The organism is Shewanella sp. FeAMO, assembly GCF_053653955.1.
This window is the reverse complement of record NZ_CM132201.1, coordinates 3,617,213-3,639,814: the sequence shown is the minus strand read 5'-3', so window position 1 is coordinate 3,639,814 and position 22,602 is coordinate 3,617,213. Positions and strand designations below refer to the sequence as shown.

Annotated in this window: 17 protein-coding genes, 1 tRNA gene and 1 pseudogene; 10 read left to right on the top strand and 9 right to left on the bottom strand. The window is 49.8% G+C overall.

The genetic code is table 11. The features are described 5' to 3' along the window. The first annotated feature begins 365 nt into the window (after positions 1–365). The 5 genes and pseudogenes from ACWAU4_RS16345 to ACWAU4_RS16325 all read left to right on the top strand — a co-directional run bounded on the left by ACWAU4_RS16345 (position 366) and on the right by ACWAU4_RS16325 (position 10,082). Positions 366–7,814, top strand: coding sequence for an FG-GAP-like repeat-containing protein (locus ACWAU4_RS16345; protein WP_208124989.1), 7,449 nt, complete (start codon positions 366–368; stop codon positions 7,812–7,814). A gap of 8 nt (positions 7,815–7,822) precedes the next feature. Next, on the top strand, positions 7,823–8,518 hold the full coding sequence (locus ACWAU4_RS16340; protein ID WP_025011862.1) for a hypothetical protein: 696 nt from the start codon (positions 7,823–7,825) through the stop codon (positions 8,516–8,518). Between the two features lie 48 nt (positions 8,519–8,566). Continuing rightward, entirely contained in the window at positions 8,567–9,025 is a 459-nt protein-coding gene (locus ACWAU4_RS16335) for a DUF2846 domain-containing protein (RefSeq protein WP_025011861.1), read from the top strand. 197 nt (positions 9,026–9,222) lie between these two features. After that, a pseudogene (locus ACWAU4_RS16330) lies at positions 9,223–9,463 on the top strand (transposase); the annotation flags it as partial. Positions 9,464–9,617: 154 nt separating this feature from the next. Then, complete coding sequence (locus tag ACWAU4_RS16325; protein ID WP_054744327.1) at positions 9,618–10,082, top strand: hypothetical protein; 465 nt, start codon at positions 9,618–9,620, stop codon at positions 10,080–10,082. Positions 10,083–10,385: 303 nt separating this feature from the next. On the opposite strand, the gene ACWAU4_RS16320 is transcribed toward ACWAU4_RS16325, so the two are convergent. The 6 genes from ACWAU4_RS16320 to rpsU all read right to left on the bottom strand — a co-directional run bounded on the left by ACWAU4_RS16320 (position 10,386) and on the right by rpsU (position 15,907). After that, positions 10,386–11,054, bottom strand: coding sequence for a hypothetical protein (locus tag ACWAU4_RS16320; protein WP_025010512.1), 669 nt, complete (start codon positions 11,052–11,054; stop codon positions 10,386–10,388). Between the two features lie 141 nt (positions 11,055–11,195). Next, positions 11,196–11,272: transfer RNA gene (locus ACWAU4_RS16315), tRNA-Ile, on the bottom strand. A gap of 180 nt (positions 11,273–11,452) precedes the next feature. Further along, positions 11,453–13,300 (bottom strand): RNA polymerase sigma factor RpoD, encoded by a 1,848-nt coding sequence (rpoD, locus tag ACWAU4_RS16310; protein ID WP_101059504.1) that lies wholly within the window; start codon positions 13,298–13,300, stop codon positions 11,453–11,455. 133 nt (positions 13,301–13,433) lie between these two features. After that, positions 13,434–15,161, bottom strand: coding sequence for a DNA primase (dnaG, locus tag ACWAU4_RS16305; RefSeq protein WP_071238292.1), 1,728 nt, complete (start codon positions 15,159–15,161; stop codon positions 13,434–13,436). Between the two features lie 80 nt (positions 15,162–15,241). Further along, on the bottom strand, positions 15,242–15,685 hold the full coding sequence (locus ACWAU4_RS16300; RefSeq protein ID WP_025010513.1) for a GatB/YqeY domain-containing protein: 444 nt from the start codon (positions 15,683–15,685) through the stop codon (positions 15,242–15,244). A 6-nt stretch (positions 15,686–15,691) separates the two neighbouring features. After that, complete coding sequence (rpsU, locus tag ACWAU4_RS16295; RefSeq protein WP_006080725.1) at positions 15,692–15,907, bottom strand: 30S ribosomal protein S21; 216 nt, start codon at positions 15,905–15,907, stop codon at positions 15,692–15,694. A 196-nt stretch (positions 15,908–16,103) separates the two neighbouring features. On the opposite strand from rpsU, the gene tsaD reads away from it, so the two are divergent. Beyond that, positions 16,104–17,120 carry a tRNA (adenosine(37)-N6)-threonylcarbamoyltransferase complex transferase subunit TsaD gene (gene tsaD, locus ACWAU4_RS16290; RefSeq protein WP_045283522.1) on the top strand — a complete coding sequence of 339 codons (1,017 nt, stop codon included), beginning with the start codon at positions 16,104–16,106 and terminating at the stop codon, positions 17,118–17,120. A 100-nt stretch (positions 17,121–17,220) separates the two neighbouring features. Here tsaD and plsY read toward each other — a convergent pair whose 3' ends face one another. Then, positions 17,221–17,817 carry a glycerol-3-phosphate 1-O-acyltransferase PlsY gene (gene plsY, locus ACWAU4_RS16285; protein WP_371873721.1) on the bottom strand — a complete coding sequence of 199 codons (597 nt, stop codon included), beginning with the start codon at positions 17,815–17,817 and terminating at the stop codon, positions 17,221–17,223. Between the two features lie 274 nt (positions 17,818–18,091). On the opposite strand from plsY, the gene folB reads away from it, so the two are divergent. From folB to ACWAU4_RS16265, 4 genes are read left to right on the top strand one after another with little or no spacing between them, the layout of a single operon-like run. Next, positions 18,092–18,442: a dihydroneopterin aldolase gene (gene folB / locus ACWAU4_RS16280; RefSeq protein WP_025010515.1), complete on the top strand. Its 351-nt coding sequence runs from the start codon at positions 18,092–18,094 to the stop codon at positions 18,440–18,442. A 7-nt stretch (positions 18,443–18,449) separates the two neighbouring features. Then, positions 18,450–18,947 carry a 2-amino-4-hydroxy-6-hydroxymethyldihydropteridine diphosphokinase gene (gene folK / locus ACWAU4_RS16275; RefSeq protein WP_208124988.1) on the top strand — a complete coding sequence of 166 codons (498 nt, stop codon included), beginning with the start codon at positions 18,450–18,452 and terminating at the stop codon, positions 18,945–18,947. Between the two features lie 16 nt (positions 18,948–18,963). Further along, a complete protein-coding gene (locus tag ACWAU4_RS16270; RefSeq protein WP_101059502.1) occupies positions 18,964–19,770 on the top strand; it encodes an undecaprenyl-diphosphate phosphatase in 807 nt (268 codons plus the stop codon). Position 19,771: 1 nt separating this feature from the next. After that, positions 19,772–20,581 carry a putative RNA methyltransferase gene (locus ACWAU4_RS16265; protein WP_025887815.1) on the top strand — a complete coding sequence of 270 codons (810 nt, stop codon included), beginning with the start codon at positions 19,772–19,774 and terminating at the stop codon, positions 20,579–20,581. A 132-nt stretch (positions 20,582–20,713) separates the two neighbouring features. Here ACWAU4_RS16265 and ACWAU4_RS16260 read toward each other — a convergent pair whose 3' ends face one another. Together ACWAU4_RS16260 and ACWAU4_RS16255 are read right to left on the bottom strand one after the other, a co-directional pair. Then, the gene (locus ACWAU4_RS16260) at positions 20,714–20,980 is read right to left on the bottom strand and encodes an Lpp/OprI family alanine-zipper lipoprotein (protein ID WP_025010519.1); all 267 of its coding nucleotides are present in this window, start codon (positions 20,978–20,980) and stop codon (positions 20,714–20,716) included. Positions 20,981–21,207: 227 nt separating this feature from the next. Next, the gene (locus tag ACWAU4_RS16255) at positions 21,208–22,449 is read right to left on the bottom strand and encodes a multifunctional CCA addition/repair protein (RefSeq protein ID WP_101059501.1); all 1,242 of its coding nucleotides are present in this window, start codon (positions 22,447–22,449) and stop codon (positions 21,208–21,210) included. Positions 22,450–22,602: the final 153 nt, after the last annotated feature.

Below are 22,602 nucleotides of genomic sequence, written 5' to 3'. Positions count from 1 at the left end.
CCAAAATCTATTTTTAATAGATTTCTATATTAGAGTTAATGGGCTCTACTTAGTTACGTTTTGAGATCTTTGTAATAAGTTTTAAATCGATTTGATGTGGTGATGGTTTTATAAGAAGCATTTAACTTGCTTGATGGGAAATATTCTTTGAATTTTCGCGTTTTCTTGGTGAGTGTTTCTGTTTGTATCCTTCTTAACTCTTTGAGCTTTCTGAGTAACACCTGAAGATTGGTAATGTAAAAGTTAATTATTTTAATGTTTGGTTTTTGTGGTAGGTTGTTTGGATAACAAAAAGTTTGCTTTAAGTTGGCTTAACCCGTTTTTTTTGGGACTATTGATAATAATTAAAACATGGAGTGTTTTATATGAAGTACGGGCTCCCCATTTCCCTTTTTTTGCTCTCTATTGCTACCCAAAACAATGTATTTGCTTCATCCAGCGTCCCTTTAAGTGGCTCTTTTCGGGTTAGTGAGCAAGGTGCGGCAACATATACCATCCCCATAGATACTCCCGCAGCCAGAGGCAAGTTAAAGCCCGCCGTAGAGCTGAGTTATTCATCAGGTGGCGGAGAAACCATTATGGGATTGGGGTGGGGGCTTCAAGGGCTTTCCGCCATCAGCCGCTGCCCAAAAACCATTGAACAGGATGGCTATTTACAAGGTGTAGAGCTTACCAACAAGGACAGTTACTGCTTTGACGGTGCTCGTCTGGTTTTAACCGCCGGAACCCATAGTCTAAATGGCGCCGAGTACCGTAAGGAGCTGGATGATGCCTCTGTGGTGACTGTGATTGGCCAGGCGCCTGGCGGCGGTCCAGCGGCCTTCAAGGTTGAAACCAAATCGGGAGACACCTATTTCTATGGCGATGTGGATGAGGTTTCCGGGAAGCAGTTTCTGGATGTGAATGGCACCTCATCATCCGGAGATGGTTATCGGTCCGTATCTCAAAACAACAGTGATGTGATTTATCATTGGAGTCTGAAGGCCATTGAGGACTCCGTAGGTAACTACATTAGTTATCACTATGAAAACACCGCTGGTGAGCAATACCTGAAAAGCATCGATTATGCCGGGCACAGCAATGGTGAGGCTCCCTATAATCAGGTCAGATTTATCTATACCCCCCTCAGTTACCCTAAGTATGGTTATTCCTATGGCACCTCTGTTGCGATAAAGCAGCAACTGCAAAAGATTGAGGTGAGGCTGGATGACGAAGTCGACAAAACCTATTACCTGACGTATCACAAGGCGACTTCCAGTGATAAGCATGATTACCTTGAGCAGGTTAAAGCCTGTATTGGTCAAACCCAAACCGACTGCAGTACACCGATAACCTTTGAGTGGGACAGACAGGCGAGTGCGTCTGCTGGCCCTGCTTATCAGCCCTTTTCCGGCAGACGGGCGTTGAGTATTCCGTCCGGTAACAACGACACCGCCAAGTTTTTTGATATGGACGGTGACGGTTTATCAGATATCGTTTATGTACGGGACGGGCGTTGGTACAAGCGTGGTATTCAGTCGGGTATTGAACAGGCGATGGCCTCGACCGGTGCCGGTAAGGCGGCTTATGCCCAAACCATAGACTATGATGGTGATGGCCAGCGTGACTTGCTGGTGGCCAACAGTGAAACCACCAATTGGCAAATTCTGTCTTTTAAACCCTCCACTTATCAGCACACTGTGTGTGAGCCAAATGGCCGTGGTACTCAGCTATGTGAGGATGTTGAGCGTGTGGTGAATTACACGCTCAAGGATTTGGGGCTCAAGGCTATCGGGCTTGAAGGCAAGGCGCTGGTTGCCGATGTTAATGGTGATGCATTGGAGGACATCATCTTCATCGATGGTGGCGCCATCAAGTGGTATCGCAACTTGGGAAATGGAAGTTTTGCTGCGGCGCAAAGTCTTTATAGCTTCCCCAGTACTGAAGTTGGGCACAACACCAGCGTTCACCAGTGGCATTCCAGTCGAGGTTTTGGCAGCTCCTTTATGGATATCAACGGTGATGGACTCACCGACTTTATGTTGGAGGTTAGAGAGCGGGAAGCTGTGTGTATCTCCGGTAGCGGCAAAGTGATTTCGGGAGTGACCGAAAACGAATGCCGGATGGACATCAGAGGTACTTGGTCTGTCAGTGATTACGAGTATTGGAATCTTTATGTCTCGACCGGCTCCAGTTATCAAAGACGGCAGAAAATTTACCGGGGGCCATACAATAATATCAACATCGCCAATACCCTACGCAGTGCCGATTTCAATGGTGATGGCTTGTCGGATATTGCCTATGTCCATAATAATAAATGGTTTATTCAACTGTCAGATGGCAATGGTTTCTTGCCTCGAATCGATACGGGCATTACCACTTCCGATACTCAGAAGTACAAAACCTATTTTATCGATATTGCGGGTGATGGCAGAGCCGAAATGGTGGTTCAGCATACGCTGAATCAGGCACTGGTGTATCACTCCAACCCCGAGTTAACTTCATGGACCACTTATGGCGCAATCAATGACCTGTCCGATCAACCATTAAATTTCGCGGATATTGATGGTCGTGGAAAGCTGGATATTGTCTCTCTCAGTAACGGTCAATGGCAAAGGTTAACCCATAAAAGCCATGCATATCACAATACCATCAAGGGGATTACCGACGGATTTGGAGTCAAGACCAGGGTGACTTACGCGCCGCTGACGGAAAAGTCTGCTGGCGAATACAGTGTCTATAAGACTCAGGCATCCAGTTATCTGGACAACAGTCGTAACTTCTCCCTTATTCCGCCGCAAAAAGTCGTCAAGCAAGTTGCCACCGAAACCGGGGATAGCAGCCAGGTTTCCGTTAACTATGAGTATGGCGGCTTGCTGATTAACCGTTTGGGGCGTGGTCCAGCCGGTTTTGAGTTATTACGCACCATAGACAATCAGACTCAGGTGGTGACCGAGACTATCTATCATCAGTTGTTCCCGCAAATAGGTTTGCCCCTGGCAACCAAACAAACCTATCAGGGAAAAACATTGTACTCGGCAATCAATGAATACAGCTTTCAGCGAGGCAATGACGGCATTTACCGCCGGGTTGAAGAAAACGTAGTGGAGCGCACCTCGCAATATGGCAGCGATGGGGTGGTAAGGGAGTTAACGCAGACAAACACCCAGACTCAGTTCGACGACTGGGGAAATGCCATTGCCATTAAAGTGGATGTAACTGACCTTGAAGCCACTCAATTGGTTTCAAGGGTCGAGACGGTTAACCAGTATGACGGTCATGGTGGCGGCGAAGCCAAGGGGCGACTGAGTCATACCAGGGTGACTAAATCACGCTTTAATCAGCGAGAGCAGGTTCAGGCGATAGTGACCGAGAGCGCATTCAGCTATTACGATAACGGTTTGCTGATGAACTCAACGGTATCACCAAATGACAATCGCTACAAATTGACTACCGGCAAAACCTATGACATTTACGGCAACACCCTGACCGAGCGGGTCACCGGAGGCGTAGATGCCGCCGGCAACACCCAGCAGTCGAGACAGATGAGCTATTTATTCGATGCCAGAGGGCGTCTGCTCAAGACAGTGACCAACGCGGCAGGCGACAGCAGCACCTATACCTACAATGGTCAGTCGGCAGACCAGGTAACGGGTAAAATCACTCAAATTACCGTGACTGATGCCAATGGTCGCAAACTGACCAAAGACCATGACAAGTGGGGAAGGCTGGTGCGGGAAGTCACTCCGGATGGTGTTCCAACAAGCTATCAGTATGCCACCTGTGATGCCGGGTGTTCACCTCTCAGTCATGGCCATTTGGTTACCACCAAGACCAAGGCCGGTGCGCCTCAATCCAAAGTCATCACAGATAAATATGGCCGTGAAGTCGGTAAGCAGAAGCAGGGTTTTGATGGGCAATGGATTGTTACTGCAACTAGCTACGATGCGCAGGGAAGGCCTGTCAGACAATATGAACCCGCTTTTGCCGGTATCAGTGCCTATTACACCGAAATAGAGTACGACCACTTTGGTCGGGTCATCAACCAAACCAATCCCAACGGCGGCGTTTCCAGTATTCAATATCTGGGATTTGAGACGCTGACGATAGACCCCAATGGCAAGCAAAAGCGTGCTATCTCCAATGCCATGGGTGAGCAATTTAAAGTTGTTGATGATATCGGCAACGAACTGGAGTTTGTCTATGATGCCAGTGGCAAGCTGGTGAAAAGTTTTATCACCTCAGCCTCGGGACAAGAGCTGCTGCGCACCGAGGCAAGCTATGATGCCTACGGCCGCAAAATCAGCACCAAGGACATTGATAAGGGACAGTGGCGCTACACTTATAACGCCTTTGGCGAAATGCTGTCACAGACCAATGGTAAATCCCAATCCAGCTTTATCTACTATGACATTCTAGGGCGTAAAGTCAGGCAAACTGAGCCAGATGGCACCTCTTGCTGGACCTATGGTAACAAAGGCAGCAAAACTGCCGGTTTACTTATTACGGAAACCCGTTTCGACACCGTTGTGTCCAATTGCTCTCAAACCGGCTGGGTACACAGCAAGCAGAGCGGGTATGACAGTGCCGGCCGGTTGGCCAGCAGCAAGACAAGCATAACAGGTAGTAGCTATGAGCATCGCTTTAGCTATGACAGCCATGGCAGAGCGGCGACTCAGACATACCCCAATAACTTGCTGACGGTTGTCAACCACTACAACGCTCAGGGATACCTTTTCAAGCGTACCGACCAACAAACAGGTAAGGCATATCAAACTATCACCGAAATGAATGCCCGAGGTCAGGTGGAGCAGGTGCGTTATGGTAATGGTGCCCAGGAATCAACCGTTTTTGATGCAACCACTGGCTGGGTTAGCGGTATCAATTTGACCACTGCTGGAGTAACAGCCCATCAGCTTGACTATCGTTTTGATACCGTGGGTAACCTGGAGTACCGGCAGCACAGCCTGTCTTCGGCTCCGGCCACATTCAGCGAAAACTATCACTATGATGATTTGTATCGCTTGTATGAACGTACCGTCAGCATCCACTCCGGTGGTACGAGTCTGCCATCAGACTTTAAAGCCACCCATGAGATGCAATATGACGATTTGGGCAATATCACCTTTAAAACCGGTGTTGGTGATTACCGCTACGATAGCGCCAACCCCTATCGTCTGGCCTCCATTGCCAACACAAGTACAATTGCGGCCAGCAAATCCTGCCCGGCAGGTTATGCTTTCAACAGCAGCAAAACCAGTTGCCTCAAAACGGAGACAAGAGCGGCCACTGCGGTATGCCCTGTCGGCTATAGCTGGAATGGCAGCAACTGCCAGAAAGCCATCTCATCGCCTGCGACTCCTGTTTGTCAGGCAGGTTATTCCTGGAGTGGTAGTCAATGCCTTAAAACAGTATCCAGTCCGGCAACCGCCGTTTGTGCTGCGGGTTACAACTGGAATGGCAGTACCTGCCAGAAGACTGTGACATCACAGGCAACCGCAACCTGCTCAGCCGGATACACCTACAACAGCACTGCTAAACGCTGTGAGAAGAAGGTGGTTTCCAGTGCTGCCAAGACTTGTCCGGCTGGTTATAGCTATTCCAGTGCACAAGATAAGTGTACTCAAACCAGTACTACCTGGGCTAAATGGGTATGTACGGGAAGTGGTGGAGGAGGTAGAGACCCCAAGAGTACTATCCCTGAGTTCAGTACCCGTGCCCAAGTCTGTGATTGGAAATGCCCTTCGGGTTATAACAATGTGTGGCCTGGTGGAGAGCAGTGTAAGAAAACAGAGCTGGCGAATTATACCTATACCTGTCCAACAGGAAGTACGCTTTCAGGCTCCAGCTGCACCAAATTGCAAACCCAGAGTAATGGCTGGTCATGTCCCGCAGGCAGTACCCTGTCCGGCAGTAGCTGCAACAAAGTAGTGACCCAAAACAACACTTGGTCATGCCCGGCCGGCAGTACCTTATCGGGTAGTGTCTGTAACAAGAATTATACTGCAGCGCCTAGCTGGTCCTGTCCTGCTGGAACTGCGCTGTCAGGAACCAACTGCACAGGTACCCAGACAGCCAGCCCCAGTAGTTGGAGTTGCCCAAGTGGTTGGTCGGTTTCCGGTAGCAGTTGTCGCCGTCAGCTCAGTGCCGCAGTGATCTATTCCTGTCCGGCCAATGGTGTGCTCAATGGTTCAAGTTGCCTGATATCCGATGGGCCATCACATACCATGACCTATGACAATAATGGCAATATCACCCAGGATGGCAGTCGCCGTTTCACTTACAGTTCTTACGATTTGGTCACCAACATTACTCAAGGTGGGGAATCAACCCGCTTTAAGTATGATGCCAACCGGCAACGCTTCGAGCGTTACGACGTTAAAGTTGAAGCGGGAGTGACAAGCTATCTCACCACCTTATATGTCGGGGGGTATGAGAAAGTCACCCGTAGCGGCGGCAACAAACCGGCACTCACCGAGCAAAAATTGTATGTCGGCAATTTGGTGATAACCAAGCGTAGTAATAACACTGTTGACGAGTTTTACCTGCACAAAGATCATCAAGGCTCAACCACGACGATTACCAATAAGTCCGGTAATGTGGTGCAGCAGTTTACCTATGACCCTTGGGGTAAACAAACCGCCGCCTATAGCCATTCACTGTTGAATGATTATATCGCGCCAGCTGCATCCAAAGGTTATACCGGGCATGAAGGTATAGATAACCTGAATCTTATCCATATGAATGGGCGTATCTATGACCCCACCATAGGACGTTTCTTGCAGGCCGATCCGCATATCCAAGCGCCAACCAATACACAAAGCTATAACCGTTATAGTTATGTTTTGAATAACCCGATGAGTTATTCCGATCCGAGTGGGTTCTTCTTTAAGAAGATAGGAGAATTCTTCAAAAAATTCTGGAAACCGATTGTTGCCGTTATTGTGACTGTTGTTACATATGGCGCAGCATCGGGTTGGGTTGCTGGTTGGGGGGCTACTTGGGGGACAGCAGCAACTACAACCAGTGCCGCATCTTTGACAACAGCCGGAGCCGTCGCAACCGGTGCGATAGCGGGAGCAGCCGGAGGGTTTGCTGGAGGAGCGTTTGCAACCGGTAGTTTGAGAGGGGCACTAAAGGGGGCTTTTTCCGGAGCGATAGCCGGAGCAGCAGGAGGATACGCCAACTTTGGGAGTGTTGGTGGCTTTGGCGATGCATTCAACCGTATCGGTGTTGTTGCTTTGGGAGGATGTGCTGCAGGAGCCGCATCAGGTGGGAATTGTAGTCAAGGTGCTAAATTGGCGGTTATAGCTCAAGGCTTGAAAATTGCTATGGATAAGTACTCAGGATATGAATCATCATGGAATACCTCAAAGGAGAACGCTGTTATTAAGCTCGAGGGTACAGGTGTTGAAAATGCCAATGTTAGCAACACTGGAACGTCGGTAGAAGTCAAGGTAGGATCTGATGCTGTGAGGCGTGGGCTTGTGGGATGGGATGTGTCAACACTCAATGCAAAAGACCTTGAGGTATTGAAAAGCTCACTGGCTAAACCTCGAATGGACTTTTTTGACTGGTCACCAGCGGAAAACAGGGTGATATTTGACACTTCTAATGTGAATTACTGGATGTCGGAATATTCACCTGTACTACTATGGTCTTCAGAAAACGTCGGTGGTTTTAGAGCCTTTTCCGTATTCCACGATAAATGGATGGCTAAATGGAATATACAAAATAATCTTATCTTGGCGACAACAATTCCTCCCGCTATAGCCGCTCAGTATTATGCTTTGGGGCTAGAGAATCACCGTTATTATTTGACTAATCAGGAATGAGGGCCGTAATGCGAAATATATTTCTGACTATGTGTTTTCTTATGGGCTATTGGTTACAAGGATGTGCCTATTATGTCTATGATACTCATACCGCTTATGGCCTGAACAGGGTTGATACGGAGGAGTACTTAGGGCCAATAGATACCGGCTACGACTCTCCGATCACCAGCCCGGTACTTAGTTTTGATAATGGTGTGCAAGTTAAGTTCATGATCCCTGGTATATATAATCATCCACGAAAGAAAACGGGTATTGACTATCTGGATGATATTAACATAGAGATTTTTATAACATCACGAAAAGCAGGGATTTCTCTGGATGTACAAAATATGGTGTTGGACCAGTATCGAACCGGCAGAAAGACTCCCCTTCGATTCCTAGAGAAGAAACGTTACCCAAGTTTGGAGAAAGGGAAGGAAGGGGTATTGGTTTGTAGATATTCTGATTCCGAAGAGGCTTTCTCTGATTTTTATCAAGGGGAGCGTATCGAGTTGCCCTATCGAGAGACTGGCTTAAGTCTGGTCAAAGTCGGAGTGCTAATAGTAGACCCTGATATACTCTGTGGTGAATTAGTTGCTATGAATATCAATTTTGTCGGAGATGATGGATACTTCACTATTAATCTGCCATTTATAGATGATTCAGGGAGAAAGGAGTATACGGTGTATTTTTATCCGGTGGGAATACGATACACTATGAAGTAAACCATTATGATTTAGTTTTAGGTAATTAGTTGTCTTTTGAGGTGTAGAATGAAATTTAAGCTGTTATTGATTTTTTGTGTGTCTATGCTGTTTGCTGGATGTGCTTCTGTACCTACTGAAAGTACTGAAGTTACAAATAAAGCTAAACAGTTTACTACTCCTTCTGATGGGCATGCCGGTCTGTATATATATCGGCATGGCAATCTAGGTGGAGCGCTGAAGAAAGATGTTTTTGTTGACGGTGACTGTATTGGCGAAACAGCCCCTAACATTTTCTTCTATCATGAAGTTAAGGGAGGGCAGAAGCACACAATATCCACGGAGTCTGAATTTTCTCCTAACGACTTAGTACTAGAGACAGAGACTGGCAGAAACTATTTCATAAAACAGTATATAAAACTCGGGGTTTTTGTTGGTGGTGCTGGTCTAGAGCATGTTGAAGATAAAAAAGGGAAGGAAGTTGTAACTAAGCTTGACATGGCAAAGAAAGGTCGATGTAGTAAATGATCGCTGAATAGCATGTATGTTAGTTAGGGCAGGAGGCTTATTTTAGCTGAATTTGATATGCTTATTCTAATGGCAGAGTGCTGGGAACATTTTTGTGCATTTTAATAAGTGAAAACAGGACAGCCAGATCTTTTTGATGTTTCGCACAGCCTTGACTAGGCTTTGAAATACCCATCAAAGCTCAGTCAAGGTTGGTTATGACCACAGCCCGTCGCCAGTTGATAGATGCTGAAAGTACGCCCTTTTACCACGTGATTAACCGTTGCGTCCGAAGGGCGTTTTTGTGTGGTGAAGATGCACTGTCGGGGCGCAGTTACGAACATAGGCGTGGCTGGATAGTGGATAAAATCAGGCAGTTGTCGTCAATATTCTGCATCGACGTTTGCGCTTATGCGGTCATGAGTAATCACTACCATTTGGTGCTCAAAATCGACCTTGCTACGCAACAATCGTTGTCGCCATTTGAAGTCATTGAACGTTGGACAGGGCTCTTTAGTGGCAATCCTGTGGCGGCAAAGTTCCTCAAGGGCGATAGTCTCTCAGAAGGTGAGCGAATACTGTTGGATACACTACCCAACAAGGTGTTATAGTCATGCGCTTCTTGTTACTAATTGTTGTTCTTTTGAATCAATTTGCTTGTGTGGCAATTGAAAGCAAGTCAACTTCAGATTTTTTTACGCCATTGATTTTTTCTTGCTTAAATGCATATGCAGCAAGTGGTGATGGGAAGGATATAGAAGAAGTTGATCGTGTATATGTAGTTTATGTTGATAGTGATGAATTTGTAGATGTATTTTTCTCGCATGGAGATACAGGTTCATTTGAAGATAGAAAAGATGATTATAAAGGTATTTTGTCTTGTAGCGGTGTTTTAGATGATGGGTTCAATATTTATCGGCTTCGCAATCCTCATATGTCGGAATATTTTATTGATACACGGGGTGTAGGTAATGGTGTCATCAATGTTGACACTTGTGGAGTCGCTAAGGAGCGCATGTATTTTTTTGAGTCTGGAAAAGTATTCTACCAAGGTGAGAAAATTTTTTATTGCCATTGAAAAATGAAGATACTTAACCTTAATGGCGAATAAAATGGAAAGGAATAAAAATGAGGATACCTAACTTTAATATCGCGTTAGTTAGCCTCCGACTATTGATACAGCGTCTTTACACTTAATGTAGACACCAATTTCGTCTGGATTATGTGGCATTAGCTCACCACAACTAAACAGTAATCCAATGATGATTAAGGGGTATTTTAGAGGTTCCTGGTATTTTATGGTGATAATCTTGAGTTTTGGACATCACTAGCGGCGTTTTTTGGCACCTTTAACGCGGGTTATCATACTCTATAAAAAGGATTATTTTCGTTTGTCTAGCTTTACCGTTAGTTTGGTGATGCATTTGTCCGAATCATTCGTCCAGCCTTGTTTTAAAGCCTTCTCTGTAAGTTCAAGAGCACTTTCAAGCTCCCCTTCCTTTTCAAGAATTATCGCCAGTTGTTTATAGCCAAGATGAGAAGGCATCATTTGCGGAGTGTCATAGCCAACAGGTGTATGGCCTAACAGTTCCTCAAATTTCTTCATGTTCATGCCATGTGGTTTAGGCGGCTTTTTGAAAGCACTCGCAGCTTGGCGTGAAATGGATATTTGTAGCAAACAAAGCTCTTTTGCTTTGTTGTAGTGCGCTGGATTCTGTCGAAGGCGGTAGTGATGTTTAATTAAGCCAGTTAGTGCTAAATGAATGTCTTTGTAATTTTTCCTTGGCTGGCTAAGAGCCTCTTTAACTGCTTGCTCGGTTTTGTCCCTAATGATGTCTTTAGCATCATCTTTAGCTACACATGCCAACACATCCAGAAAACAGCACTTATCTGTTTCACAATACGATTTGCCAACCAGCTTTGCATAGAGATAACGTGCGCCAGACGGGTAACCCATTGGCTGATAGTCGCGTGAGATTTGGTCACGTTGAGCAGGCGTTAGTGCTGTGTTCCACCACTCTTTTAGTTCGTACTTATCGAGAATATCCATATTCGGTTTTACAGTTGGTGACGAGTAGTCAACTATAAGGCATTTATCGATGGGAAGAGAGAGGAAAGGATAGTGATAAAGGCTATATCCCAGAAACAACAAAGGCTTAGCTAAATTGAGTTAGCTAAGCCTTCGAAAAAGTGGTGGCCCCTCCCAGACTCGAACTGGGGACCTAACGATTATGAGTCGTGTGCTCTAACCAACTGAGCTAAGGGGCCAGCTTAAGGTAATCGTCATCACCAGAAGCGGGACAGAGTATACGAAGTTTAATCGTGCTTGTCACCCGTGTTTTGCGCATTATTGATGTCATTGCTTTCAAGTGGTTATCTGTTAATCAGACTCGAGGCATAACGACAATAAAAAACCCCGCGTAGCGGGGTTTTTGTACAAAAGCTTGTTTACTCGTCCAGGAAGGACTTGAGGATTTCCGAGCGGCTCGGGTGACGCAGCTTACGCAGTGCCTTGGCCTCAATCTGACGAATACGTTCACGGGTAACGTCGAACTGCTTGCCCACTTCTTCCAGGGTGTGGTCAGTGTTCATGTCGATACCAAAACGCATTCTGAGGACCTTGGCTTCGCGGGCTGTTAGGCCTGCCAGCACTTCATGAGTGGCACTCTTGAGACTTTCGCTGGTGGCGCTGTCCAGTGGCAACTCGAGGGTAGTATCCTCAATGAAATCCCCCAGATGCGAATCTTCATCGTCCCCGATAGGGGTCTCCATGGAGATAGGCTCTTTGGCGATTTTCAGCACTTTGCGGATCTTGTCTTCCGGCATCATCATCCGCTCGGCCAGCTCTTCCGGAGAAGGCTCGCGTCCCATTTCCTGCAGCATCTGCCGCGAGATACGGTTGAGCTTGTTGATGGTTTCTATCATGTGTACCGGGATACGTATGGTACGGGCCTGGTCCGCGATGGAGCGGGTAATGGCCTGACGGATCCACCAGGTAGCATAGGTAGAGAACTTATATCCACGACGGTATTCAAACTTGTCTACAGCCTTCATCAGGCCTATGTTGCCTTCCTGGATCAGATCCAGGAACTGCAGGCCACGGTTGGTGTATTTCTTGGCGATAGAAATAACCAGACGCAAGTTGGCTTCAACCATTTCCTTCTTGGCACGGCGAGCCTTGGCTTCACCTATGCTCATGCGGCGGTTGATGTCTTTGATTGAGGCGATAGACAGGCCGGTTTCGGCTTCGATGGCTTCCAGCTTGGCGCGGCAACGCAGCACGTCTTCCTCGACCATTTTCAGGCCTTCGGCGTATGGCTTGCCGGAGTTCATCTCGGCGTTGAACCAGCTGATATCGGTTTCGTTGCCGGTGAAGAGCTTAACAAAGTTCTTCTTCGGCATTTTGGCCTGTTCAACACAAAGCTTGAGGATCAGGCGTTCCTGAACCCGCACTTTGTCCATCATGCTGCGCATGCTCTTGACCAGACGGTCAAACTGCTTGGGCACCAGGCGGAACTCTTTGAAAATTTCGCCGATGTGGAACAGAGCCGCGACTGACTCGGGGTGATCGCGCCCCTTGAGTTCGATGAGCTTCAGTGAGTTTTCATAGACGGCACGCAGTTGGCCGAAACGCTCACGGGCTTCTTCCGGATCCGGGCCTTTGGAGCCTTCATCTTCGGAATCGCTGTCGTCATCTTCGTCATCGTCGTCCATATCATCTTCATCATCCAGATCATCATCGGACAATTCAGAACCAATATGGGTGGCGCTTGGGCCTACATCGTCTTCGTCGGGATTGACAAATCCAGAGATAATGTCGGACAGGCGGATCTCTTCGGCCTCGAACTGATCAAACTGTTCGAGGATCATGGCGATCGCCTGTGGGTACTCGGCGACTGAGCTCTGTACCGTGTTGATGCCTTCTTCGATACGCTTGGCGATCTGAATTTCGCCTTCGCGGGTCAGCAGTTCCACTGTGCCCATTTCGCGCATATACATACGCACTGGGTCTGTGGTGCGGCCCAGCTCGCTCTCGACTGAGGCCAGGGCGGCGGCGGCTTCCTCGGCGGCATCTTCATCCGTGCTGTCTTCCGACATCATAATGTCATCGACATCCGGTGCTTCTTCAAACACTCGGATACCCATGTCATTTATCATCTGGATAATATCTTCGATCTGGTCGGAATCGACCATATCTGCAGGCAAGTGGTCATTCACTTCTGCATAGGTTAGGTAACCTTGCTCTTTGCCTTTGGCGAGCAACAGTTTAAGTTGCGACTGCGGAGTTTGATCCATAGATATCATCCAAGTTGGGTAACTGTTACAACGATGGGCAGCGGCCTTGGGCTCTTGCCGCACAAATCGTCAATTATAGCCATGTGCGCATCCCTGTGCTAGTCCGGCGACCGGACCCATAAATTGAGAGAGCTCATTGGCGGCTTTTCATGGCCGCGATTAGCTTCTTAAGCTGTATTTTCTCTTCTTTAGTATGGGTCTGTTTCAGACTTAATTCCTGATAGCGCTGCTCAATGTATTGATTATTCAGCCATACCAGGGATTTTTTGAACTCTTGCTCCAGGTTTTCATCCGCCACTTGATGCTCCCATTGGGCCAGTTTTCTCAGGGCGGAAAATTCGTCCGTATCCCTGAATTGCTCAAGTAGTTGTGCGCTGTTCATCTTCTGGGCACGAGTCAAATCCAGTAATTCGACCAGCAAGTCTATGCCGGCCATCTGTAAATGCTTGAGAGCCGGTTGGGGGATCAAATTCAGCCCCAACTGTGGGTGTTGTACCAGCAAGGCGACGGCGAGTCGCAGCGGTGTACCCCGGCCCTTAAGCGCTTTATGCCGGGTGGGGGCAACCCCTTGGGGGCCCTTGAATCCCAGCTTTTTCTTCAGATCATCTGCGCTGTTCATGCCGAGCCTGTGTGACAGGTCTTCGAGCAACAGATTTTGCAGCACAGTGTCTTGAATCTTTTCAATCAGGGCTATGGCCTGCTTCGCCAGGTTGCCCTTGTCTGTCCCGTATTTAGTGGTCAGGGTATCGAACAGAAACCCTGTCAGTGTTTGCGCTTCATCTATCAAAGCTTCGAAGGCTTCTTTGCCTGTCTTGCGCACCATGGAGTCGGGATCTTCCCCCTGGGGCAAAAACATAAAGCGCACTGTATCGCCGGGCTTCAGCAGTGGCAGGGCGGTTTCCAGTGCGCGCCAGGCGGCTTCTTTACCGGCGTTATCGCCGTCGTAGCAGCAAACCACCTCTTTAGCGCTGCGCAGCAACAACTGAAACTGTTCGGCTGTGGTCGAGGTGCCCAGAGAGGCTACCGCATAATCGACCCCAAATTGAGCCAGCGCCACTACGTCCATATAACCTTCGACAATCAGCACTTGCCGGGGTTCTCTGTGGGCCTGCTTCAGCTCATACAGACCGTAAAGCTCATTACCCTTATGAAATATGGGCGTTTCCGGAGAATTCAAGTATTTGGGGGTACCATCTCCCAACACCCTGCCACCAAAGGCAATCACCCGGCCGCGCCTATCGCGGATCGGGAACATCAATCTGTCACGGAAGCGGTCATAACGCTTGCCGTTGTCGTTGCTGATGATCATCCCCGCAGTCAGCAGCTTGTCCTGCGACTCTTGCTGCGAGCGGTAACGGCTCAGTAAACCGTCCCAGCCGTCGGGGGCGAACCCTATGCCGAAGCGCTCGACAACCTGGTCCGATAACCCACGAAAGGCCAGATAGTCCAACACCTTCTGTTTGTCCTGGTGTTGCCTGAGCTGGCTTTGATAAAACCTGTTGGCCTCTTCCATCAACTGGTAGAGATCGCGGCTGAGCCCTTCGTCGCGACGACGGTTGGGATTGTTCTCCCGCGGCACTTCCAGCCCCAGTTGGCTTGCCAGCTCCTCAATGGCATCGAGGAACTCGAGACGGTCATACTCCATGATGAAGTCAATGGCATTGCCATGGGCACCACAGCCGAAGCAGTGGTAAAACTGTTTGTCTCTGCTGACGGTGAAAGAGGGTGATTTTTCACTGTGGAAAGGGCAACAGGCAGAATAATTCTTACCCGCTTTTTTAAGGGGTACCTTGTGATCGATAAGATCAACTATGTCTGTGCGAGCAATCAGCTCATTGATAAAATCACGAGGTATAGCCATCAGACTGAGTCATGCACCCTTGACCGATGTAAACAAACAAGCCGCGCAGAAGCACGGCTTGTTCATACGTGGAAACCCGCTTATTGCAGTTTGGCACGGATCTGGGCACTGATGGCACCCATGTCTGCACGACCCTGAACTTTGGATTTCAACGCTCCCATTACTTTGCCCATATCCGCCATGGTGCTGGCACCGCTATCTTGGATAGCGGCATCAATCAGCGCAGCGATTTCGCTTTCGCTCAGAGGCTGGGGCAGGAAAGTTTCAATAACTTGAATCTCTGCTGCTTCCGCTTCTGCCAACTCCGGACGACCCGCTGCCTCATATTGGGCAATGGCATCACGGCGTTGTTTCACCATTTTGGTCAAGACAGCTATTATCTGCTCATCATTCAGAGTTTCGCGGGTGTCCACTTCAATCTGTTTGATGGCAGCTAATGCCATACGAATCGTACCAAGGCGGACCTTCTCTTTGGCCACCAAGGCTTGTTTCATTTGGTCTTTTAGCTTATCTATCAGGCTCATAAGGAATTAGTATAAACGTACGCGACGTGCGTTTTCGCGAGAAAGCTTCTTGGCCAGACGCTTAACTGCAGCAGCTTTTGCACGCTTACGAGCAGTAGTTGGCTTCTCGTAGAACTCACGAGCACGCACGTCGGCCAGGATACCGGCTTTTTCACAAGAGCGCTTGAAACGACGCAGAGCTACGTCGAATGGTTCGTTTTCACGTACTTTAATAATTGGCATACGCCATCACCCCTTAGGTGTAAGTTTGTATTGAGTCAATCACTTGACCCAAGTGTATTTAAAATGGTGCGGAATTTTAAACCGACTGGCACTGGATGTAAAGTCCCTAAAGTAAATTCACTTTAGCCTACAACTGGAGAAATCTCTTGGTTAGGGGTAGAATTGGCGCCCCTTTTCAGGCGGAAAGATTTCATAGATGCGGGTTTTAGGTATTGAAACATCCTGTGATGAGACAGGAATAGCGGTTTACGACGAAGAGCAGGGGTTGTTGTCCCATGCTCTCTACAGTCAGGTTAAGTTACATGCCGACTATGGTGGCGTGGTGCCTGAGCTGGCATCAAGGGATCATGTGCGCAAAATAGTGCCGCTGATCCGTGAGGCGCTGGCCAAGGCCGATACCCGTATCGAAGATCTCGACGGCATCGCCTACACCAAGGGCCCTGGCCTGATTGGTGCGCTTTTGGTGGGCGCCTGCGTCGGCCGTTCTCTGGCATTTGCCTGGAATAAGCCCGCAGTAGGTGTTCATCATATGGAAGGGCATCTGTTGGCGCCCATGCTGGAAGAGGATGCGCCTGAATTTCCCTTTGTGGCACTTTTGGTTTCAGGTGGTCACTCCATGCTGGTGAAGGTGGAAGGCATAGGTCGCTATGAAGTCTTGGGTGAATCCATAGACGATGCGGCCGGTGAAGCCTTCGACAAGACAGCCAAACTGATGGGGCTGGATTATCCAGGTGGTCCAAGACTGGCCAAGCTCGCCGCCAAAGGGGAAAAGGCCGGCTATAAGTTTCCCCGGCCAATGACCGACAGACCGGGATTGGATTTTAGTTTCTCAGGACTGAAAACCTACGCCGCCAATACTATAGCCGCCGAACCGGATGATGAGCAGACCCGCGCCAATATCGCCCGGGCCTTTGAAGAAGCCGTGGTCGATACCATGGTCATCAAGTGCCGCCGAGCACTGGAGCAAACCGGCTTTAAACGCTTGGTCATTGCCGGTGGCGTCAGCGCCAACACCCGTCTGAGAAACTCACTGGCCGAGTTGATGCAAAGTCGTGGTGGCAAGGTTTTCTACCCAAGAGGCGAGTTCTGCACGGATAACGGTGCCATGATAGCCTACGCTGGCTTGCAGCGCCTCAAGGCCGGCGAGCGTGAGCCGCTTGCGGTGAAAGGGCAGCCACGTTGGCCGCTGGATACCCTGGAAGCGATTTCCTGAAGCCCGGCTAACCCACCATCTGTAATACCTGAAAAGTAAAAGGCGCCATTGGCGCCTTTTACTTTTTGATAGCTGCTTTAAAAGCTGGCAGCCTTTGGCCCTATTTAGTGCGCTTTGAGCGCGACATCTTGGACTCTTCTCCCTTGAGCAGACGGCGAATATTATCCTTGTGGCGGATAATGATCAGCGTCGATAGCATGGCCACCGGCAGGGTAAATCTGTCATCCAGCCACCAGGTATATACAGGCGCCAAGAGCGCCGTTACCAAAGCCGCCAGTGATGAATAGCGGGTCAGCAATACCACCAATAACCAGGTGCCCATCAAACACAGCGCCAAGCCTTCACCTATGGGCGCCATGGCACCGAGTGCTGTGGCAACGCCTTTGCCGCCCTTGAAGCCGAAGAAAATCGGGTATATGTGCCCCAGACAAGCGGCAATGGCTATCACCCCGAGCCAGATGGCATCTATTCCCATCAGATAAGCGGTATAAGTGGGCAGGGCACCCTTGAGCATATCGAAGAAAAACACCATGGCTGCGGCCCAAGTGCCGCCGATGCGCAACACGTTGGTGGCGCCCGGGTTGCCCGAACCCTTGCCTCTGGGATCCGGCAGGCCCTTGAGGCGGCACACCAGCACGGCACTGGAGATAGAGCCGAGCAGGTAAGCGGCCACAATCATAATTGGGGTCAGTACCATGGTACTCAAATTGGTTTCCTTACTCGTCTTAAGGTATTATCGCGCACACTGAAATATGCAGCCCTTGCCCGGATAACCCAAGGTGAAAATCTTTACCGTCAGCTGGCGGTTAAAAATCTCGGGTTCATCTTGTCCTTCAATGCCTTATCCTACTTAAGATCGGGCCAGGTAGAAAGGGGCTACAGTGAATATCTCCGGAACGGGGCGGATTATAGCGGTTTTATTGCCGATAGCTTATCTGACCTCAGGCCCGGCAGCTGCTAAGGGGGATTTTATGGACAGAGTGCTGATACGGGAATTACAGATAGAAACGGTTATCGGGATCTATGAGTGGGAGAAACAGGTACACCAGACACTGCTTATCGATCTGGATATGGCCTGGGATAACAGAGCCGCCGCCGACAGTGATGATTACAGCCAGGCGCTCTGTTATGAAACCGTCAGCAAGCGCCTCACTGCCCTGATCACCGAAAAGCCCATTGAGTTGATTGAAACCGTGGCCGAGATGATAGCCCATTGCCTGATGAGTGAATTTTCAGTGCCTTGGGTCAAGGTGCGGGTGATGAAGCCCGGCGCCGTTCCTTCGGCCAAAGCGGTCGGTGTTGAAATCGAGCGTGGTATCTAACGGCAATATGGCACATATCTACATCAGTCTGGGCAGCAATATCGACCCGGAACATTATCTGCGTGCAGCTATCAAAGAGCTGCACGCTGCGTTTGGTGAGCTGCAGCTGTCATCGGTTTACGAGAGTGAATCAGTGGGATTCAAGGGCAGTAATTTTCTCAACATGGTAGTGGGCGCTCATACCTCGCTCGGTATTGCCGAAGTGGTGGCCTGCTTCAAGGATATAGAGCTGCGTCATGGGCGTATTCCCGGGGCGAAAAAGTTTGCTCCGCGCACCTTGGACTTGGATCTGCTGCTCTATGATGACCGGGTCTGCCACCAGCCGGTAGTTTTGCCCCGAGCCGAGATCCTGACCAATGCCTTTGTGCTTTGGCCACTGGCTGAACTGGCGCCGCAAACCAAGCATCCACTGGCACAACTCAGCTACCAAGTGTTGTGGCAGGAATATGACAAGGCCAGCCAGAAACTCTGGCCTATCGCTTTCGATTGGGGCCTGTCGGCCTGATTTTTAAAGGACAATTATGGACACAATACAGGTCATCATCCTTGCCCTGATCCAGGGCCTGACTGAATTTTTACCTATCTCCAGCTCGGCGCACCTTATTTTGCCCTCCCAATTACTGGGGTGGGAAGATCAGGGGCTGGCCTTCGATGTGGCGGTGCACATAGGCTCATTACTGGCGGTGGTGCTCTACTTCCGTACTGAAATCATCGCTATGCTGAACGCCTGGTTTGGCAGCATATTCAAGGGTAACCACAGTGCCGAGAGCAAACTGGCCTGGTGGATTATTCTGGCCACCATACCCGCGGTCGTTTTTGGTTTTGTGGCCAAAGATCTGGTTGAAACCTATCTGCGGGGGCCAGGCGTTATTGCCATCACTACTGTGGTATTCGGTTTGCTGCTCTGGTGGTCGGATAAGATGGCACGGCTTGAGCTCACTGAGTATCAAACCGGCTGGCGCAAGGCATTGATGATAGGTTTTGCCCAAGCTTTGGCACTTATTCCCGGCACCAGTCGCTCGGGGATCACCATGACGGCGGCCCTGATGCTGGGGCTAAACCGTGAGGCGGCGGCGCGTTTCTCTTTTTTGATGTCGATTCCTGTGATCCTGGGGGCGGCGCTGCTGATGGGCAAAGATCTGCTCGACGGCGGGCATGTGATTGACTGGCAGGCCTTGATACTGGGCGTAGTGCTCTCTTTTGTGGCGGCTTATACCTGTATCCACCTGTTTTTGAAGATTATCAGCAAGATGGGCATGCTGCCTTTCGTGCTCTACCGTCTGGCGCTGGGTGCGCTTCTATGCGGCTTTATCTTTCTGTGGAGCTAAGATGAATTCAGCGCAATTTCAGTGCCCGGTTTGCCAGAGTGAACTCAAGCAACATCAGGCATCCAGAGGTTTTTACTGCGCCAACAAACATCACTTCGATCGCCAGGAAGACGGTTATTGGCTGCTGGCCAAGCCCAAGAGCGCGGCGGTACATGCCTTGTCGCGCCAGGCGTTGCGGGCCCGGCGTTTTCTGCTGCAGTCTGAGTTGATGGCGCCTTTGCATCAGGCGCTTAATCTTAAGCTGGCCAGGCTCGCCGAAAACTGTGACGCTGTACTTGATCCCAACGCCGGAGACGGCGCCTTGCAGCAGATGCTGCAACTGCCGGATGAACTGCAACGTCTGCTTATCTGTGATGCGCAAAATGCCGCCTTCGCCGCTGCCAAAGCCTTGCCGACGGCGCAGGTATTTCTCAGTGTTGCCAAACGCTTGCCCTTTGAAGATGCGCAGTTTTCACTGGTGACTCTGCTCGATGGTCAGCTCAAGGGCAAGGAGATCCCCAGGGTGATGAAGCCTGGGGCACATCTTGTGATGTTGGCACCCGGGCCCAGACACTTATGGCAGTTGCGTGAGCAATTAAACGCGGATCTCAAGCAGCGGGAGTTCAGTATCAGCCTGCCGGCCGAGTTGACTGTGCTGGAAACCGAGAGCTTGAGTTTTTCTCTGGATGTGAGCGGTGAGCAGGCGTTGACGCTTTTGGAAACCACTCCTTATGCCTGGCGCGCCAGCGAAAAACAGAAGCGTGCGCTTGCTACTCGAGCAGTTAAGGGGCTGGAGCTGGATTACCGTGTGTTGGTGATTAAACGGAACTGAGTTTGAGCCTCGGGTTTAGGCTGAAAAGTGAAGGTTTTGGCTGGAATTTGGGTCAGGACTGACTGGAAGTCACTATAGGTTTTAGCGAAAAGCAAATCGGCAACACCTTGGTGTTGCCGATCCGGGACTGAATTACTTCTTGTAACGAGAAGCAACGTTGTCCAAGCGGTCGTTAGCACGCTTAGCTTCAGACTGAGCGTCCATAGCAGCAGCTTTGGCATCTTTAACGTCAGCAGACAGTTTGCCTTGCTCTGCTTTCAGAGAGCTAACTTCGGCTGATAATTGATCAACTTTGTTGCCCAGGTTAGCAACGCTTTCTTCCAGAGCAGTGGTGTTGGCACAGCCACCCAGCAGAGCAGTCATTGCTACGCCAGCAATCATCAGTACTTTTTTGTTCATGAAGAAATCCCTTTAGATAGGTTGGATTTTTAATGGCTCGACTGTAAAACAGCCGACACCGCCTAATTATGTCATAGTCAATTTATTTTGCTACGAATATTCACGTACAGGCCGCTTTACCTTATCGAATACTCATTGAATTGCCAAGTCTTTGGGAAGATAGCCAGTTTCTTTCGCCATTTTCTTAACATAACTGAAAATATTGCCGTCAATATCTTGCCTTTCTATCAGGAAACGGCGGAATTCAGTAACAGTTGCTTTTCTTGACGTACGGCGGCAATCCGCTGGCGACTGAGCTCTTCTCTGATGGCCGGCCCCTTGTGTCCCGCTGCCACTATGGGTTTGACATCTATGGCTGAGGCGACAGCAAATAACTGCCTCAATGCTTGCGCCTGCGGGTAGGGGGCTTGTTCAAGCCCGCTGCGGCCTCTGGCATCGGCCTCGCAGGCCAGCGCCAGTTGCTCCAGACGCTCGGGCTTGCGCCAGAAATCGGCTTTGTCGAAGATTTTCACTATGGTTTCCGGCTTGAGCTCCGCCAGATTATGAATATTTTGATGCTGATCGCTGACCAGCAACGCCAGATCCCGATACTCGGAAGGCACTCGCAGCCGCTCGCACAGGTTTCGAATAGGTTCAAGTCCCTTCTGGCCGTGGCCATGGTGCTTGGGCAGCATGTCGGCCGGGGTCAGTGCCTTACCGAGATCGTGCACCAGCGCGGCAAAGCGCACGGCTTTGTCGCGGGTTAATAGTGCGGCTTGCTCCAGTACCATCAAGGTGTGAAGGCCGGTATCAATTTCCGGATGCCACTTGGCTGGTTGCGGCACACCAAACAGGGCATCGATTTCCGGCATCAGTGCTTGTAAGGCGTTAACCTGGCGCAGTACTTCAAAAAACACCTGGGGCTGCTCGCAGCCGAGCACCTTATCCAGCTCCTGCCATACCCGCTCAGGCGTCAGTGCGCCAAGCTCGGGGCCGGCGGCAATTTCCTGCATCAGAGCCAGGGTTTCCGGCGCTATACTGAAGCCCTGAGGGGCAAAGCGGGCGGCAAAACGGGCCACCCTGAGTACCCGCAGCGGGTCTTCAACGAAAGCGGGGGAGACATGCCTCAGCACCCGGGCCTCGATATCCTTTTGGCCGTTGTAGGGGTCGTGCAGTTCGCCATCCTCACCTTGGGCTATGGCGTTAATGGTCAAGTCCCGCCGCAGCAGATCCTCTTCCAGGGTGACATCGGGCGCTGCATAGCAGGAGAAACCGCCGTAACCCAGGCCTGTCTTGCGCTCGGTTCTGGCCAGGGCGTACTCCTCCTGGGTTTTGGGGTGCAGAAACACGGGAAAATCCTTGCCCACCTGCCGGTATCCCAGTGAGGCCATCTGCTCCGGAGTCGCGCCTACCACCAGATGATCCCTGTCCTTGACGGGTAAGCCCAATAGTTTGTCACGCACTGCGCCACCAACCAGATAAATCTGCACGCTTGTGGATTCCTTATAATCGACTGCTTTGGTAATGGCCTCAGGATAACATGAGACCCGGCCGTGGGGGACTTTCCCGTGCATCACATAAATGGCGGCCGGGGTTTTACAATTTATGGCCTTGCCTTAAACTGGGCTGTCTCTAGCAAAGAA